At 50.6% G+C, this 17,594-nt stretch carries 19 protein-coding genes; 7 read left to right on the top strand and 12 right to left on the bottom strand.

Annotated elements, in window-relative coordinates; all coding sequences use genetic code 11:
* Positions 1-13 precede the first annotated feature (13 nt).
* From KNQ11_RS04455 to KNQ11_RS04445, 3 genes are read right to left on the bottom strand one after another with little or no spacing between them, the layout of a single operon-like run.
* Positions 14-973: a FecCD family ABC transporter permease gene (locus tag KNQ11_RS04455; protein ID WP_214771885.1), complete on the bottom strand. Its 960-nt coding sequence runs from the start codon at positions 971-973 to the stop codon at positions 14-16.
* Between the two features lie 5 nt (positions 974-978).
* Positions 979-1,962 (bottom strand): FecCD family ABC transporter permease, encoded by a 984-nt coding sequence (locus KNQ11_RS04450; protein WP_064300928.1) that lies wholly within the window; start codon positions 1,960-1,962, stop codon positions 979-981.
* A gap of 59 nt (positions 1,963-2,021) precedes the next feature.
* Positions 2,022-2,888 (bottom strand): ABC transporter substrate-binding protein, encoded by an 867-nt coding sequence (locus KNQ11_RS04445; protein WP_483299330.1) that lies wholly within the window; start codon positions 2,886-2,888, stop codon positions 2,022-2,024.
* A gap of 237 nt (positions 2,889-3,125) precedes the next feature.
* On the opposite strand from KNQ11_RS04445, the gene KNQ11_RS04440 reads away from it, so the two are divergent.
* Positions 3,126-3,872, top strand: coding sequence for an arylamine N-acetyltransferase family protein (locus tag KNQ11_RS04440; RefSeq protein ID WP_149427317.1), 747 nt, complete (start codon positions 3,126-3,128; stop codon positions 3,870-3,872).
* Positions 3,873-3,875: 3 nt separating this feature from the next.
* Positions 3,876-4,346, top strand: a complete 471-nt coding sequence (locus tag KNQ11_RS04435; protein WP_149427316.1) for an NUDIX hydrolase — start codon at positions 3,876-3,878, stop codon at positions 4,344-4,346.
* 44 nt (positions 4,347-4,390) lie between these two features.
* Here the strand turns inward: KNQ11_RS04435 and KNQ11_RS04430 are convergent, their stop codons facing one another.
* From KNQ11_RS04430 to KNQ11_RS04415, 4 genes are all read right to left on the bottom strand, one after another.
* A complete protein-coding gene (locus KNQ11_RS04430; protein WP_149427315.1) occupies positions 4,391-5,092 on the bottom strand; it encodes a DUF554 domain-containing protein in 702 nt (233 codons plus the stop codon).
* A 16-nt stretch (positions 5,093-5,108) separates the two neighbouring features.
* On the bottom strand, positions 5,109-6,041 hold the full coding sequence (locus KNQ11_RS04425) for a DMT family transporter (protein WP_149427314.1): 933 nt from the start codon (positions 6,039-6,041) through the stop codon (positions 5,109-5,111).
* Entirely contained in the window at positions 6,041-6,706 is a 666-nt protein-coding gene (locus KNQ11_RS04420) for a GntR family transcriptional regulator (protein WP_149427313.1), read from the bottom strand. The genes KNQ11_RS04425 and KNQ11_RS04420 overlap by 1 nt, the downstream gene beginning before the upstream one ends.
* Before the next feature lie 85 nt (positions 6,707-6,791).
* The gene (locus KNQ11_RS04415; RefSeq protein ID WP_133208617.1) at positions 6,792-7,562 is read right to left on the bottom strand and encodes a CPBP family intramembrane glutamic endopeptidase; all 771 of its coding nucleotides are present in this window, start codon (positions 7,560-7,562) and stop codon (positions 6,792-6,794) included.
* A 159-nt stretch (positions 7,563-7,721) separates the two neighbouring features.
* Between KNQ11_RS04415 and KNQ11_RS04410 the strand changes: the two genes are divergently transcribed.
* Both KNQ11_RS04410 and KNQ11_RS04405 read left to right on the top strand, forming a co-directional pair.
* Positions 7,722-8,045, top strand: coding sequence for a PadR family transcriptional regulator (locus KNQ11_RS04410; protein WP_035397512.1), 324 nt, complete (start codon positions 7,722-7,724; stop codon positions 8,043-8,045).
* A gap of 1 nt (position 8,046) precedes the next feature.
* Positions 8,047-8,784: a hypothetical protein gene (locus tag KNQ11_RS04405; protein ID WP_149427312.1), complete on the top strand. Its 738-nt coding sequence runs from the start codon at positions 8,047-8,049 to the stop codon at positions 8,782-8,784.
* A gap of 81 nt (positions 8,785-8,865) precedes the next feature.
* Here the strand turns inward: KNQ11_RS04405 and KNQ11_RS04400 are convergent, their stop codons facing one another.
* Together KNQ11_RS04400 and KNQ11_RS04395 are read right to left on the bottom strand one after the other, a co-directional pair.
* The gene (locus KNQ11_RS04400; RefSeq protein WP_149427311.1) at positions 8,866-9,438 is read right to left on the bottom strand and encodes a GNAT family N-acetyltransferase; all 573 of its coding nucleotides are present in this window, start codon (positions 9,436-9,438) and stop codon (positions 8,866-8,868) included.
* Between the two features lie 15 nt (positions 9,439-9,453).
* Entirely contained in the window at positions 9,454-10,689 is a 1,236-nt protein-coding gene (locus KNQ11_RS04395) for an MDR family MFS transporter (protein WP_149427310.1), read from the bottom strand.
* A gap of 103 nt (positions 10,690-10,792) precedes the next feature.
* On the opposite strand from KNQ11_RS04395, the gene KNQ11_RS04390 reads away from it, so the two are divergent.
* Together KNQ11_RS04390 and KNQ11_RS04385 are read left to right on the top strand one after the other, a co-directional pair.
* Positions 10,793-12,424: an ABC transporter substrate-binding protein gene (locus KNQ11_RS04390; RefSeq protein ID WP_214769969.1), complete on the top strand. Its 1,632-nt coding sequence runs from the start codon at positions 10,793-10,795 to the stop codon at positions 12,422-12,424.
* A 139-nt stretch (positions 12,425-12,563) separates the two neighbouring features.
* Entirely contained in the window at positions 12,564-13,703 is a 1,140-nt protein-coding gene (locus tag KNQ11_RS04385) for a globin domain-containing protein (protein ID WP_214769966.1), read from the top strand.
* A gap of 50 nt (positions 13,704-13,753) precedes the next feature.
* Here the strand turns inward: KNQ11_RS04385 and KNQ11_RS04380 are convergent, their stop codons facing one another.
* Positions 13,754-14,494, bottom strand: coding sequence for a sugar nucleotide-binding protein (locus tag KNQ11_RS04380; RefSeq protein WP_214769963.1), 741 nt, complete (start codon positions 14,492-14,494; stop codon positions 13,754-13,756).
* Positions 14,495-14,869: 375 nt separating this feature from the next.
* Complete coding sequence (locus KNQ11_RS04375; RefSeq protein ID WP_214769960.1) at positions 14,870-16,069, bottom strand: MFS transporter; 1,200 nt, start codon at positions 16,067-16,069, stop codon at positions 14,870-14,872.
* Positions 16,070-16,244: 175 nt separating this feature from the next.
* Here KNQ11_RS04375 and KNQ11_RS04370 point away from each other — a divergent pair, with 175 nt between their 5' ends.
* A complete protein-coding gene (locus KNQ11_RS04370) occupies positions 16,245-16,562 on the top strand; it encodes a hypothetical protein (RefSeq protein ID WP_064300912.1) in 318 nt (105 codons plus the stop codon).
* Between the two features lie 47 nt (positions 16,563-16,609).
* Here the strand turns inward: KNQ11_RS04370 and KNQ11_RS04365 are convergent, their stop codons facing one another.
* Entirely contained in the window at positions 16,610-17,545 is a 936-nt protein-coding gene (locus KNQ11_RS04365) for a cation diffusion facilitator family transporter (protein ID WP_214769957.1), read from the bottom strand.
* Positions 17,546-17,594 lie beyond the last annotated feature (49 nt).

The raw sequence follows: 17,594 nt of genomic DNA, 5'->3' as shown, positions 1-17,594 counted from the left end.
TTCTTTCATCCGTTCAAGCCGCCCGCTCTCTTCGTAAGAGATACAGGAAGTACGGTACACCGATGATTGCTGTGATCAATCCGGCTGGTACTTCAAGCGGCGGATGAATCCCGCGACCGAGCGCATCAGCGACGACGAGTAACCCACCGCCGAGCAACAGCGCCATCGGTAAGACAGCGAGGTGTTTATGTCCGACAAGACGACGCGCCATATGTGGGGCAATCAGACCGATGAAGCCGATTGCACCGACCGTCGCAACGGCAACACCGGCTAGGACGACAGCGAGCGCCAAGAAGACGTGCCGCGTCCGCTGAATCGGTAACCCGAGACCGATGCTGACTTCCTCACTAAGTGATAAGACATCGAGTTGACGATGGCGATAGAAGAGGATCGCACCGATCACGACGAGCACAGGCGCTAAGATCAACACTTCCTGCCACCCTTTCCCGAACAGACTTCCAGCAAGCCAGACGAGTGAATCGTTCGTCTGAAGTGGAAATTTAATCAACAGGTATTCTGTTCCCGAGGCACAGATCGCACTAACGGCGATACCAAGTAACGCAAACGAACTGCGGGAGACGTTTCCTCCCCGTTCAAGCATCATCAACGCCAGCATGACAAGTGCTGCTCCGATGAAGGCGGCGATCGGTGTCAACAAGAGCGGACCATCCGGCACGAGGGCGATCGTCAAAACAGCGAACAGAGACGCTCCGTTCGTCACTCCGATCACGTCCGGTGAGATCAATGGATTACGGATGACGCTTTGTAAGATGACTCCAGCAAGAGCGAAACTCGCTCCTGCTAAAAAGGCGAGGACCGTTCGCGGCAGCCGGTAATTTTGGACGATGAAGGCATCCTTTCCACTAAAGAACGACTGCCAGAGTTCCGTTAACGATAACTGAATTGAACCGACCGACAGTAAGGCGAAGCTTATGACAAGGACGATTACTGCGACAAGTAGAATCCGACGCATCTCTCTCATCGTAATCCCCCTTTCATCTGGCGGCGTGCCAAGATAAGGAAGAAGGGTGCCCCGAGCAATGAAGTCACGATGCCGACTGGTGATTCATACGGATAGGCGATGAAGCGCGCCAGGACATCAGCGTACGTCAACAACAGACCACCGATGACGGCAGAGACGGGTAAGACGATCCGGTAGTCCTCACCAACAAGGCGACGCGTGATATGCGGCACCATCAGACCGATGAAGCCGATCGCTCCGGCAACGGCAACCGTTACCCCTGCGAGTAACACGACACTGATACCCGCAAGCAGACGGATCCGCGTCACTTTTTGTCCGAGTCCGACCGCGACGTCTTGCCCGAGTTGGAAAACGGCGAGCGACTTCGCGAGACTTGCCGCAAGAATCAAACCTGCGAGCGACCATGGGAGAACGATCCGGAGTTCGAGCCAGCTGGCGTCACTGAGCGAACCGGACAACCAGTACAAGACGTTCGTGATCCGGTCGTTGAACAAAATCAAGCCTTTCGTTAGCGACGTCAACAAGAGATGAATCGCCATCCCGACGAGGGCGAGTTTTAACGCCGTCATCCCGCGAATCGAAGCGAACGAAAAGACGAGCACGCCACCGAGCAAGGCACCGGCAAAGGCGAAGTAAAGCAAGTTCGCCGTCCCGAGTGACGGAAAGATGAGCAGGCTTAAGACGACGAGAAACGACGCACCGGCATTGACACCAAAGACTTGTGGTGAAGCGAGCGGGTTCCGCGTCACAGCTTGCATGATTGCTCCAGCGACGGCAAGATTCGCTCCGAGCAACAACCCGAGTAAGAGACGCGGCAGGCGCAGATTCGTCAGGACGAGTCCCGCTTTAGAGGTCGTACCACTGATCCACTCCTGCACTAAGTGGACCGGATTCATCTGTGTGATGCCAAAGAACAAGCTACTATAAACGGCCAAGCAACTGAGTAAGATAAGTACGAAAATCAGACGTTTCCGCTGCACCGGATCTTTCCCCTTTCATCAAGACGAAAAGCCAGATTGCTCCGGCTTTTTGTCGTTCGTTATTTCTGTTTGAGCAATTGAATTGCTTCGTCAACGATTTGTTCAGCAGCGTCCAGACCACGGTAACGTGTCCAGAGGTCACGATTGACTTCGTAGACTTCTCCGTTTTTGACCGCTGTGATCTGATTCCAGAGCGGATTATCCTTCCACTCTTTTAGTAACTTCGGATCGGCTTCCGCCATGAAGATGACGTCCGGATCCCACTTGACCATCTGCTCTAACGTGATCGTCACAGTCGGTTCCGCTGTTTTCGTAACGGCATTCTCGATACCAATCTTCTCGAGCAACTCACCGTCAAACGACGTCTCACCGTGTGCTGTCAGTGAATCGGCGCGGAAGACACCGACCATGACTTTCCGGTCATCTTTTGGATCAACCTTCTTCTTCGCTGCCCGCAAGCGCTCTTCATGAAGCGCAAGGCGATCGTCCATCTGTTTCGTTTTGCCGACCGCTTCCGCAATCGTCTTGAACGAATCGATGTTCTCTTCATATGTTGCATTGCGACTCTTCAAGATGATCGTCGGTGCAATTTCTTGCAATTGCTTGTAAATTCCTTTATGACGATTGAAGTCGCCGATGATCAAGTCCGGTTGCAAGGAACTGATCACTTCAAGATTCGGTTGTTGGCGTGTACCGACTTCCGTGAACTCGATGTCTTTTCCGAGTAATCCAGAGACATCCGTCTTGTTTTCTTGTGCAATCCCGACCGGTGTGATGCCTAGTTCGTCTAACGCATCAACGAACGAGAATTCGAGCGCGACGACCTTCTTCGGCTTTTCCGGTACTTTCGTTTTTCCTGCTTCGTGCGTAATCGTCCGCGTCTTTTCGTTCGATTGCTCTGCTTGACTAGAACAAGCCGCAAGCATCAAACTGCTCAACACGAGGAGCGTCAACGCTGTCATCCAAGTTTTCCGTCTCATGGTGAGACCTCCTTTGATTCGTGATTCGACATTGAGAATCATTCTTAATTAATCCTGTCTCAGCATATCAAAGATTTCCATCGAACAAAAGGGAAATCCTTATTTTCAGATAATATAGGCTAACATTCACATTCTCTGAAGCAATATGGGATAATCAGGTAGTGAACAAAGGAGGGATCAGAGATGGATTGGATGAAAGACTTAGAACAGCGAATTGAGTTTCCGCTCGATGCAATCACGTTTGATCAGTTACCTGACTTACTCGAAGCCTTCGCCTACCAGTTACCGTTCGAGAATACGACCGTCCTTGAGAAGCGAATCCGTCCGTTTAGCGACGAGCGCTTCATCGAGACGTTTCTGACAGAACGACGCGGTGGTGTCTGTTATGACTTAAACGGACTGCTGCACCGGGTCCTGCAGGAACTAAATTGTCCCGTTCGACTCGTTCAAGCGACTGTTTACGATACGAAGTCGGACGCCTGGTCAGCGACCGGACCGACCCATGTTGCGATCATTTGGAATGAAACGCACTTGCTCGATACCGGCTTCGGCGTCAATTTACCGCTCGTTCCTGTTCCGTTGAGTGGGGAGACCGTTGATTCCGCAAGCGGCAGTTACCGGATCATCAATGATGACACACTTGAGATGAAGCGGACGGGACAAGCGAAATTTGTGACAGGTTACCGGTTCGACCAAGAGACACCCATTACAACAGATGACTTATCGAAGATGGAACAGATCATCCAGCAGAGCGACGCTTCGCCGTTCAATAAAGGTCGCCTCGTTGCAATGCGGACGCCGCGCGGACAAAAGACGTTGACTGAGCGGACGTTACGGATTGAAGAAACGACGACGACCGAGTTACCGGTCGCAGGTCCCGCCCAATTCGAGATGCTGTACAACACACACTTTTTAGGACGGGAGTCGTAAATCATGGATCGTTATACACTTTGTTTAATCCGACACGCAGACCACTTTTTACTCGTCAATCGGCAAAAACGTCCGGCGATGGGCATGTGGAATGGTGTCGGTGGTAAGATCGAACCGGGCGAGACACCGGAAGCCGCCGTCATCCGCGAGACGTTTGAAGAGACAGGCATCACGCTCACCTCAGTGACATCAAAAGGCATCGTTCGCTTACATGGGGAAGAGACATCTGGCATGTACCTCTACCTGGCTGATTTAGAAGATCGTCCGTTTCCAACACCGGTCATGACAGTTGAAGGAATCCTCGATTGGAAATCACTCGACTGGATTTTAGGCGACGATAACATGGGTGTCATCAGCAACCTCCGGCACTACCTACCGATTGTTCTGTCGACCGAACACCCGTTACTGCATGACTTCCATTACGATGGACATACAATCACGGCATACGAGACACATGAATTAATTGAGACATAACACAACATCCCCGCTTGTCCTTTCGGACAGGCGGGGATGTCTCGTTAGAATAGATGTAAGCCCGTCACGATGACAGCGACGATAACAATGCCCGGTAACAAGTTCGCGACGCGGATCTTCGTGATTCCGGCGAGATTGAGACCGATCGCTGCAATCATCACCCCACCGGTCGCCGTCATCTCCAAGATGAATTCTTGCAGCGCGGCGTCGGGAATGAACTTCGTGATGGCAACGGCACTCAGTGCAATCGCCCCTTGATAGATAAAGACGGGAATCGCTGAGAACATGACGCCGATCCCGAGCGTTGAACTGAGGACGAGCGCCGTGAAGCCGTCAATCAACCCTTTCGTATAGAGGACATCGTGATCCTGACGCAGTCCACCGTCGAGCGCACCGAGGACACCCATCGCTCCGATGACGAAAATCAACGTCGCGGTGACGAAGCCTTCGGCGATATTTGATGGACGACCGCGACTGATCTTACGCTCGAGCCAAGCCCCCATCCGGTCGAGCGTCTCATCGAGGCGGAACCATTCTCCGATCGCACCTCCGAGAACAAGACTACCGATGACGATCAAAAAGTTCGTGCTTTTCATTCCCATCTGGATCCCGAGGACGACGACGGCTAGACCAATCGCTTGCAAGACCGTCTCCTTCATCCGTTCCGGAATCCGGTGGAACATCAATCCGAGCAACGTCCCGACGATGATCAGGACGGTATTGACGAGTGTACCTGTTAAAACCATCTGACAGCCTACTTTCTCAATTGATTTTTCTTTTAGCGGGACGGACGACCGTCCGCTCCGCCTGATTCAAGCTATGCAACGTCATCCCGAGCATGACGAGGATGATCCCGAATGTCGCGAGTCCCGTCGGTAGTGCCGCATGGAGAAACAAAATCTCCCCGAGAACGGTAAAGACGATCTCAAACGACTGGGTCGCCTCGATCGCGGCTAACCGGACCGGTTCCGTCCGGACGAGTGACGTCGCATAGAAAAAGAGCGATGTCGCGATGACGCCTGAGAATAAAGCGACGAAGCCGGACTGGGTCACTTGACTGATACTCGGTAAGCCGACTTGTATGTAAGCAATTACGGAAAGCACGATCCAAAACGGTAGACTCGCGATCGTCATTCCAAGGATCCGCTCGAATACATCGAGCTCATCCCCATACCGTTCCATCATCTTCCGGTTACCAAGCGGATAGGCAATCGCAGCGACGAGCACCGGCAAGGCACCGAACAGTAAGGATTGTAGCGATAGACTTCCTGCGACGGATAACTGCATGACGACGACCCCAAGGACGATCAAGACGGAATACTTAAGGGCCGACCACGGAATCCGTTGCTTGAACAAGGGAGCAAGCAGCGGTCCGGCTAGGATCGTCAATTGCCACGTTCCGGCAATCAGCCAGCCCGGCGCATGATCGGCAGCAAGACAGATGCTACCGTAAAACAGTCCGAAACCAATCGTTCCGTATAGTAACCAAAAACCGAAGTCGGCTCGCAGTGCCTGTAAGACGCGACCAATTCCCCGACGCATCAAGACGATGACGACGAAGAACGGCAACATCAAGAAGAAGCGAAGCGACGCACTGTAGATCCAGTGCCCCCCTGCTCCTTGCATCGATTGATTTAAGATGAAGGTGACGGCAAAGAACATCGCCGCCAAGATCCCATAAATGATTGGTCGCATCAGCGCTCCTCCTTTAGTGTCGAGACGAGTAAACGTCCGAGCCCGTTCCAGTTATGTTCCGTTGCCTGGACGAGCTGCTCGACATCCCGTTGTTGACATGCAATCAAAATCGCCGCATGATCGGCAATGGATTGACGACCGAGTCGATTGAACTGGGCGTATTCGAGCCGGCGGATCAGCGGCGTCAATCGGCGAATCGTTTCACGTAGCTGAGCGTTCTGACTGCGCAACACAAAAACATCGTGAAAGGCATCGTCAAGCGTCAGCGCTGTCTCCGTCTCCTGTTGGTCGATTGCCGTCGTGAACTGTTGGTGAATCGTTTGAAGTTCCATCAAGTCGTCTTCCGTCAATTGCGGTCCCGCTAGACGCGCTGCTAGCCCGTGCAGTGTCGCGATAATCGGATAGGTTTGCTGTGCCTGTTCAGCGTCAAGCTCTGTCACGATCGTCCGCGAGCCCCGTTTCGCAAAAATCAATCCTTCCTCCTCGAGTCGTTTCAAGGCTTCGCGGACCGGTGTTCGGCTGACTCCGAACATTTCCGCGAGCGCTTGATCGTTCACCTTCTCGCCTGGGGCGAGGCGTAAAGTGATGATGTGATGCTGTAAACGTCGATATACTTCCTCACTGAGAGGAAGTCGTGCAATGGCTAAATCATCTGTAGGTTTCATACAAGTAATATATTACATATTAATCATTGATACTAGCTTTATTCAAAAATAAAAACTCCCCGTCAAACAACGGAGAGTCAGCTATTCAAACGTTACGTGGATTCATCGGTCCATTCAGGTGACTGAGATCGTGCCGTTTCAACAAGATCAATTGAATGACAATCGCGACGAGTAGATAAGCTTGTGTCAAAAGAGGAGTGATGCCTAAATTGACGTTCACGACATCCGCTGCGATGCTCGCGAAATCCCACAGCGCATGGAAAATGATTAATGGCCAGAGGTTATTCAGCTTCAGTGCGATGATCGCTAAGAACACACCAAAGACGAATGTGTTCGCAAGTTGGAACAACATCGCTGCCGGCGGAATCAAGGCGATCAAATTAAGCAAGTGGAAAGATGAGAACAGAAGCGCACTGATGAGGACGGCACGATACGGATGTTCGTTCGGTTTGAGATAGCGTAAGATGATGCCGCGAAACAAGACTTCCTCATTGAAACCGACGAATAAGGTCGTCAGGAAGACGATTCCGACAAGTTGAAGTGCCGATGATGATATCGAGGACGTGAACAACGCATTGACGATCAATCCGACTTGAACGAGAACGATCAGCAGTAACGGAATGTACCAGATTAGACCCCGCGACTGCAATTTCGAAAACCCGACGGCAGCAAACGTGGCATGACGACGAATGTACCAGACGAGAAAAATCGCTGTTGCGACTTCACCGAAGATCGCGATACGTAACAACTCCGGTTCACCATAACGAATGCCGAAACCAAACGCAGAGACAGCCATGACGATACCCATGATGATGAAGACGACGGTTGCCGAGACGACAGTATTCCGCTTATCCACGATCAATACCTCCCTTTTCTAAACAAGCGACGTATCTACTTTATGATTTATTTACCTTTTTTTCAGGGAAATAAATCTTTTTCCTCCAGCTACCTTGCAATACAAAATAGCTTGGTATATCATTACCTTGTAATACCAAGTAGCGAAAGGATGATGCGGATGTCATCGACGCAAATGTTAAAGGGGATTCTCGACGGTTGTTTACTTGCACTGATCGCGGAAGAAGAGATTTATGGTTACGAACTGGCGACGAAACTCAAAGCATACGGTTTCGCTGACATCAGCGAAGGAACGATCTATCCGTTGTTGATCCGGATGCAAAAACTGGGCTGGATCGAAGCGACTTCACGCGTCTCTCCGTCCGGTCCAAAACGGAAGTATTATTCGATCACGACGAGCGGTGCAGAAGAACTCACCGCCTTCAAGGAAAGATGGCAACACCTTTCGACAAGTGTTGAAAGCATTTTAAAGGAGGATGATTGAGATGACCCTATCAACGGAATCAACCCGATTTTTGGAAGACTTGAAGGTCTACCTGCTTGCTTCGGGAAAAAATGAACAAGCGACGAACGAGATCGTCCTTGAACTCGAAGACCATCTGATTGAAGCGGAAGCGGATGGCAAATCGGTTCGCGCGATCACAGGTGACAGTCCGGCTGACTACATCCAGTCGATTTCTAAAGAGATGGCGTTCGATCCGATAGAAGCATTTTGGATCGTCATGCAAGTCTTTCTCGGTGCATCGAGTTTTCTCTATCTCCAAAATCTGCTGAATGGAACAACGACATTCAGTATCTTGCTAGTTGGTGGCTTCCTGCTGATTAGCGCTGTTTATTTGACGACCCTGGCGTTTTTATTCCGTCAAGACGCATTACGTGATGGCGCTCGCCCTCGCATCATGCGTTATGGTATTCATGGAAGTGTTCATATTCTCCTGATCATTGGACTATTGATCGTCAACGGACTCATTGATTCGCCCAAAATCACGTTATCTCCGAGTGTCGGTTGGTTAATTGGCGCCCTTCTAATTGCCTGGATTCTCGTCACGGCATGGAAGACGAAGACATGGATTTTACCAATTGCAGTGTCCGTCTTTTTCGTGCCTCAACTGCTGCTTTTGTTTGTATTTAATTTGTCAGAGATTACCGCCGTCCTCGTGAGTTATGTTTTGACCTCGATTACGATTGCAGTTATCTTTCTCCGAACATCTAAGCAAGATTAGTCAAAAAATACAAAACTCTAAAGAATCTATTTAATTCTGATACCAAAAAACGACCTCAGCGCTGAGGTCGTTTTTGATGTATTACGTATTCTTCATCCCGTTCTTTGCTTCATACCGCTCACGCGTCCAGTTGTAGACATGGCTCGTCACGGTCCGTCCGTCGATTCGTTCTAAGACGAATGGTCGGTCAAGAATAGGCGTAAACCCGAGTTTCTCAACGACACGGCGTGATTGATCATTAAAATCAAAGTGACCACACCAGACGATATCGATCGGTAGTTCCCGGAAGATGAAATCAAGTATTGCTTCAACGATTTCCGGCATCCGCCCTTCTCCCCAGTAATCAGGTGCGAGGACATAGCCGATCTCGACTTGACGGTCATGGGTGATCGAATCGTCCGGCCGACGATTGAAGTGAAATCCGAAGCTCCCGATGACTGCCCCCGTTTCCTTATCGGTCACGGCATATTCACCAGGTGACGCTTGGAAAATGCCAATCACTTCCTGGCTTTCGTCAAGTGACGCGTGCGGCGCCCAGCCTGCTTTTGGTCCAACAGTTGGATCCTTGGCGTAAGCATACAATGCTTCTGCATCGTCTTCTTGCCAGCGGCGTAACAGGTGCCGTGGTGTTTCGATAGTATCTGGTAAGTTCATCTGTATTCCCCCTTATTAAGATACGTTTCGCTCTCGTTCGACAGATTCCTTCACGAACAGACTCGTATAGACTAATCCAAAGCCCGTTAAGAGGATCAATCCGAGATATACACTCATCATCGACGGGATCAAGAAGGTCCCGACGAGAATCGTCGATCGAGAAAGTAAGTCCGCTCCAGCAAACGACGTTCCCGCGAACGCTGAGTACGCTCCGCGTTGATCGGCTGGCATCATGTTTGCTTTTTGAGTGTTCAAGACCGGGGAGTAGAGCAACTCGCCAATCGTTGCGATGAAGATGAAGACCATCAGTGCCGTCATGCTATTGGCACTCGTCACGACAACGTAACCGATCGTGTACAGCATGAGACCCGCAGCGAGCGTCCGGCGCGGAGACAAACGCTTCGCTAGTCGCTGGACGATGAACGTCAACGTGACGACGAGCAACGTATTTTCGATGTTGATGATACTCATCATCCGGACCCCGTTGATCGACCACCCGGCAAATGATAGCGGTTCGAACGAATCGGCGAGTCGGACGGCGACGTAACTGCCCATCGAAAACTCAGCCGCTAAGATACACATCGAACCGAAGACGACCTTAACGAATGGACGGTCCCGCCAAGCGAGTTGATAGCTCGTGAAGATATCCGTGAGAACGCCACGTAGTTTTTGACGTTGCCACGTCCGTGGCGTGTCGTCAAGAAACAGATAATAGGCAATCGGTAAAACGGACGACGTGAAGCTTAAGATCCCGAACAACAGCAGTTGATTACTGACGTAGAGCCAGCCCCCGAGCGCCGTACCGATGGCGATCGAGAGATTGATCAGCCAGTAGTCAAGCGCATAAACCGCTTGGCGGTTTTCCTTCGTCGTTGCATCGATGATAATTGCGCTCATTGCCGGTCGACCAAGATTACTTGTCACCGAGAAGACAGCGTAAATGACCATGAACAACAGCATCCAATCGAATGTCAATGAGATCGTCATCGTGATGAATGTCAGCGCTGTGAGCGCAGAAGTCGTGACGAGCAGACGTTTGCGGGAAAAACGATCGGCAAGGTATCCGCCGAGCAGATTCGTGATGAAGCTGACGAAGACCATCGCGATCAAAAATGCACCAGCGATGACTTCGTTGAATGCCTGGACGAACAAGAGGGCCATGAACGGCATGATAGAAAACGAGACCGCCCGGTTGAAAAACGATGTGATAAGACGTACTTTAATTGGTTTCGGTATTTCTTTCCATTTCATATTGTCACCTTCCATTCTCTACCTGTATCATAAACAAGACAAGACGCAGAAAAAATGGACGTCATTCAAAAAAGATGTCCCCTTTTTAAGGAGGAAAAGGACGATGGATGCTTATCTTTTTATGTTATGGAAGACTTGCCGAAATGGACACTACTCGATTGCGACGCTTGCAGACGCCATCCATCTTAGTCCTAAACAAACGAAACGATATCTCAATAAATGGCAGGAAGACGGTTGGATTGGTTACACGAGTGGTCGCGGACGAGGCAACTTAAGTGAACTCGTCTGGTTGCGCCACGTTGAACGGGAATATGCGAAACGGATGCTCGAGCGGATTGACCGTGACTCAATCGAATCGGTGACGGAGGAATTGACGTGGGACTGGTCGCCGGCGCAAGCAGGACGCTTCATGCGGCAACTGGAACGAAAATTCGGCTATACACAGACGACGGCTGACGCGTTATTGATTCCGCGAAAACGAAATTTCCTGACGACACACCCGTTAGAAGCAGCCGATATCCATAGTGCCCACCTCGTCCAGAACGTCTTCAACCGGCTGTTTACGATCGACGTCGACGGCAACATTCAAGGTGAACTGGCGCATCATTATGTCTGGAACGGGGCGACGCTCAGTCTCTTCTTACGGAAGGACGTCCGATTTCATGACGGCTCGCTCCTGACGAGTAAGGAAGTGACGAAGAGCCTGCGTGCCTTGATTGCCTATCCGGCTTACGCCTATTCTTACCGGCACGTAAAGCAGATCGTCTCGAACGGTCCGTACCGGGTCGATCTCACACTCGATCAGCGCCGGAGTTCGATTTTTCCGCAGCTTGCCTCGATTCACACGAGCATCATCAAGGACGGCATTGGAACGGGACCGTTCCAACTGACGCAACATGACGACAAGAAAACCGTTCTGACGGCGTTCCCGAATTACTTTGGTATCCGTGCCCTGCTCGACCGGATTGAGTTCATCCAGATGCCGGAGCAATATGACCCGGTCTACCGGACATCGGCATCTGACTCCAGTCCGATTGATACGATCGCGACACAATCCGGGTTTGGTCTCGTTTTGCTCCATCCACGCGCCGGTGGTCCGTTTGAATCCAAAGCCGCGCGACATTATGTCCATCGGCTCGTCGCGGAAGTCCGTAATGGCATTCATGACTTCCATGAACGGGCACAACCGAACGACTGTGGTTTTCTTGAGTCCTATAGTCAACCGTATACTGTCCCGGATGGTCCTGCCGTTTTGTTCACGCAACCGATCCGAATCAAGCTAACTGATTTTACGGACAAGGTGACACGCTGGCTCTGTCAGCGATTTGATCAAGACGGGATTCCGTATGAGTTCGTCGAGGTCGGATTTGAAGAGAGCATCACGGATTTTCATGTCTACGATACGATTGATCTCGCCATCCATGCCGAAGTGTTTGAGCGAAATATCCAGTACGCCTTTTATCAGTTCATGACGAACACGTTCTCACCACCGATCCGACTGTTTCAGCAGATGCCAGAGATGTTGAAATCGATCGAACAATATGACGCGACACCGTTCGAAGACTGGCTCCCGATTCATCAAACGATCGAGCGTTACTTGATCGACGAATCGTATTTCATCCCGTTCTATCACGATACACGACTGATTCCGTATCCGATCGAGCTGCAAAACATCACGATTGACTCGTTCGGTTACTTTGATTTCTCGAAGCTCTGGATTTCCAACCAATCGTGACGAATCGTTGACGAAATCTTGACCTGCTTGTGACAAAACGCACGGTATTCTTTAATCTAGTATTTTAAATGTTGTATTAAAGGTGGGGCTGCGAAATACTAAGACTGTCTTCATTACTTAGTGAAAAGGAAGTGGTCTTATGTTATCAACCTCTACCATTCAAATCGTTCAATCGACTGTTCCCGTCCTTGCGTCGCACGGTGCCGCGATCACGAAAGTCTTTTATCAGCGCTTGTTTCAGGCTCATCCGGAACTGAAGCACGTCTTCAATCAATCGAATCAGCGGAGCGACCGCCAATCGCAAGCACTCGCGACCGCCGTGTATGCCGCTGCTGCTCACATCGATCGACTCGAGACGTTAAAGCCGGTCTTATTACCTGTGCTCCATAAACACCGTAGTCTACAAATCAAACCGGAGATGTATCCCATCGTCGGACACGAATTACTCGGGGCGATGCAAGATGTCTTAGGAGAAGCCGCAACGCCAGACATCTTGCGCGCGTGGGGAGAAGCATATGGGGAGATTGCCAATCTGTTCATCACGCTTGAAGCCGAACTTTACGCGCAGGATGAGCAAGCAAAAGGTTTTTCCGGATATCAGACAGTCGAGATTTCGGATGTCGAGGAACAAGCGGATGGGATTCGCGCCTTGACCTTCCGCACGGACGGTCCACTCCCCATTTACCAAGCCGGACAATACATTACGGTGCGGATTCAAGACAAAGATGGCTTATGGCACAATCGTCAATACAGTCTGACGACGGCATCGAACACGGAGACATATACGATTGGTGTCAAACGAGAAGGCATCGTCTCGGACTATTTACATGAAGCGCAAGTCGGTGACACGGTGTTAATTAGTGCGCCAGCGGGTGCTTTCACTCTTGATGCATCAGGCGAACCCGTCGTGCTGATTGCCGGTGGTATCGGGATTACACCGATGCTTGCGATGGCAGACGAAGCGTTAGCTGCTGGTCGACAGGTAACGTTACATCACGCCGTCCAAGACGAACGCAATCGTCCATTTAACGAACAACTTGCCTTGTTTGAGCAGCGTGGTGCACGCGTCATTCGTTACGCGGAGCATCAGGCGATAGATCAAGCAGGTCGCCTGCCGAAAGACGTCATCGCAAGCATCACAGATCCGACATACGTCTGTGGCCCGGAAGCAATGATTCAATATGTGATCGAACACTTCACGGCGTCACCAGACAAACTGCATTACGAAATTTTCGGACCTGCACTTGCCTTTGCGGCAGAAACACCGGTAACGCAGTAAAAAAACATCCCGCTTTCTTTGACACGTGTCAAGGAGAGCGGGATGTTTGATTAGAGGGGCAATCGTTCTGACAACAGGCGGACCAAAACGACGTCCGTCGCCATTCGGTTATCGCGGCGTGGTTCATCGACCGGTTCGATCGTCCAGTTTTTTGCGTGAAGCGTATTCAAGGCACGCGCTAAGTCGTACATCGAATAGCGATCGTTACCATTCAACTGATAGAGACCTGCTTCGTGTTCAAGTAAAATCGTAACGAGCGCTTCCGCCGTGTCCTCAAGTAGCGAACTTGACGGATACCATTCGCGACTCGCCCGAATGACGCCGTGCTGTTTCATCTCGTTCGTAAAGAAATCGACCATGTTGTTCGAACCAGCTTCCGTTCCGATCTGCCAGCCGATCCGGACGATCTTCGCATGTGGATCGAGTGCTTGAATCGCTTGTTCGCAGGCAATCTTATAGGCACCGTATTCGTCGGTCGCATCCGGTACTGCGTCCTTGTCAATCGGTGCCGGCACGTCGTCCGAGAAAACAGACACCGTACTCGTGAAAAAGAACGGAATCTCGTATTCCTGGCACAAGCGGACGAGCGCTTCCGTCCAACTAACAGACCCCATCCCGATATGTAAAAAATAATCTGGTCGTTCCGTTTCTAAAAACGTGCGCATCGCGGATTCGTCAGTCGTCGAGACTTTCGTTCGGTCCCAGGCGACTGTCTCGATGTCGTGCTTTGCTAAGACATCCGCAACGACAGGCGCTACCGTTCCGTTCATACCTGTAATGATCGCTTTCATGGTGATTCATCCCCCTTATGTTTAATCGAAACATCATAAAACTACTTACTACATCAGTTTACACGGGAAGTGTTGATTTAACGAGTCTGAGGTGATTCTCCTACGACCATCTGTGCCTCAAATGAAAAAAACATCCGCTGTCCGAACTAACATCGGTAAGCAGACGCACTATTTAGTTCATGATTACTCCGAAACGCCTTCCGTCTCCATTCGACGCCACAGTACATTCAAGAAGACCGTCATCCCACTGATCGGAATCAAAAACAATAACGCTGTAATCCATAAACTCTCCATCGACTCCACTCCTCATCGTTCATTTCTATCTCTAGTGTATAAGAGTGCGAAACCGCTTACCTCCACCTCAAGGCGGATATTTCATCCGACCTTGTCCTGTCGTTCTTCAGCAAAGGAAACGGTACGATTAAAGAGCAACCAGATACTGGTCATGACAAGACCACTTAAGGCAAAGAACAGGAAAACGAATGAGATGCTAAAGAACGACGTCAAGTACGACGACAAACCGTAACAGAGCGCGGAACATGCCGTTGATGCAGCGACCATCGCCGTCCGGACCCGGCCGAGCAAATGCGCAGGCGTCGAGCGCTGTAACAAGGTCGCAAACGGAATTCCGAACAACGTCAGCGCCATCCCGAGTAAGACGAACCCACCAACTGCCACTGGAACGAACGAGACATAGGCGACGATCGCAATCGCGAGTCCTTGCAAGACGACGGCAAAACGAAACAGCTTATCCTGTCGTACGGAGGCGATCCATTTCCCGTAAAGGAGCGACATCGCGATTCCCCCGATCACCGTCGCCAGTTCGAGTGCAGAAAACGTCTGAGCATTTCCCGATAAGACATTCTTGGCATATGGCGCAAGTAAGGTATTCATCGGTGTGATCATCCAGTTTGCGAGAATCGCACAACCAAGGATCCATTTAAGGCGACCGTCACGGACGACGTGATGAATCCCTTCGAGCAACGCTTCGCGGTACGAACCTTGACGCGCTCCTTCTGCGACTTGCCCTGTCATATGTCGAACGAGTAACCAGGCGACGAGATGTAGACCAAGATCGAGCCATAAGATACTCGCTATCGAGAAATGGGCGACCATCATCCCACCAAGTAAAAATCCGCTTAGCGTACCGATCCGCTCAATCGTTGCAAGATAAGCATTCGCTTGCGGCAATTGGTCATCTTCGACTAGATCAACGACCCACGTGAAGACAGCATTGCCACCAATGATTTGCAGAATCGTCTGCACGACGAGTAAGCCGAGTAACCACGGTAGGACGACGTTTGTCAGACCGATTCCCGCTAACGCGATCCCAAGCGCAAGCAAGCGAATGAGTACTGATGTTTGATACAACGATGCACTGACGAATCGGTCGATCCATGGTCCGACGAACGTTGAGACAAGAAAACGAATTAAAAAGACACCAGTCGCAATCAGGGCAACGCCAGAAGCACTGATCTCTTCCGCACTCACCCAGTAGATTGCGATATAGACAAAACTCGTCCCGACGGTCGATAACAAATCCGAGACATACATAAAACGAAACGCACGTGACATGATGCTTTATTCCTTTCCTAAAACGACTTCTTGTCTATCTTACAATTTTTCTCAATTGCTGCCCATTCTTTTTTCGTCATCACATCGTCATCGTCTGTTAAGGCATTCTTACCCGTCTGTAACAGAGCCGACATGTTCATTCGCTATACTAAAACGCATAGGGAGGTGAAGATCCATGAAAACGCAAACGCGTTATGACTATGAAACCGAACAGGAACAGGTCGACGTCCCATCCGAGGCACGTCTAGGCTACTACTTTCTCTTAATCGTCCTGCCGCTTGGTCTCGCGCATCTTGTCCAGTCGCTTGCTCCTTCGCCGGATCAACACCACTCGTCCGTATTGACGGGTTTGACGTTCTTATCCATCGTCTTATTCATGTACTTAGGTAACCGAGCTGCTGGAAATGCCAAAACGACCTTTTTCGGATACTCGATGTTCTTGAGTATCAGTCTGTTCGCGACGCTGTTTCTACCAACGGTGCCGATCATTTGAGCATAAGCAAACGAGCACCCGTCCGACTTGGACGCGTGCTCGTTTTTTTAATGCGTATGCGATTCGTGTTTGCCGTCACAATACAACGTATTGCCATGTGCGTGCTGATCCGTCTCGACCTGGATCGTCGCGTGATTAATCCCGACGTGTTTCAAATCGTGATCAATCTGTTCGCGAATCGACTCTGACTCCCGGACAGTCATGTCCTCCTTGACGACGACGTGACACGATAATGCGTTATACCCACTCGTGATCGACCAGATGTGTAGATCATGTAGTCCGAGAACAGCTTCGTTCGTCTGAATCGTCGAAACGACCTCATCGATATCAACGTCGCTCGGCGTTCCTTCCATCAAGACGTGAACGGATGCCTTCGTCACGTAATAGCCACTCCGTAAGACGAGGATCGCCACGATGACACTCGCCAAGGGATCCGCCCATCCCCAACCGAAGAACATGATCAGAAGAGCAGCTGCAATCGCACCAACGGATCCGAGCATGTCACTTAAGACGTGCAGATAGGCACCACGCATGTTGAGGTTGTGCTCATGCCCTCCGCCGCGTGTCATGATCCCGGCAACGAGAATGTTGACGAGCAACCCGAGGACACTGATGATCAGCATCCCGGTCGTTGCGACAGCGGGTGGATCGATGAAGCGTTGGATGGCTTCAATGAAAATATAGAGGGCGATGACGATCAGCGTCACACCATTTATGATGGCGGCTAAGATTTCAAAGCGTTTTGAACCGAATGTCTTATTCGCATCCGGTGCTTGACTCGAAAACTGGAAGGCTAACAAAGCAATCGCAAGTGAAATCGAATCACTTAACATGTGCCCAGCGTCAGATAACAACGCGAGACTGTTCGTCCAAATCCCGCCGATGACCTCGACGACCATGAACGCGGTGATGATCAGGAACGACAGGCCCAGTACCTTTTTATTGTCGGTATGATGATGGTGGTGATGATGATCATGTGCCATGACGTTGCCTCCTTTTACCTTACATTCAAACGTCTATTTGAATTATAAC

The sequence above is a fragment of the Exiguobacterium sp. s39 genome, from assembly GCF_018618925.1.
GTDB classification, from domain to species: Bacteria; Bacillota; Bacilli; order Exiguobacteriales; family Exiguobacteriaceae; genus Exiguobacterium_A; species Exiguobacterium_A abrahamii.
Note: the sequence above shows the minus strand (reverse complement) of the source record. Positions and strands in the feature narration are given on the sequence as shown.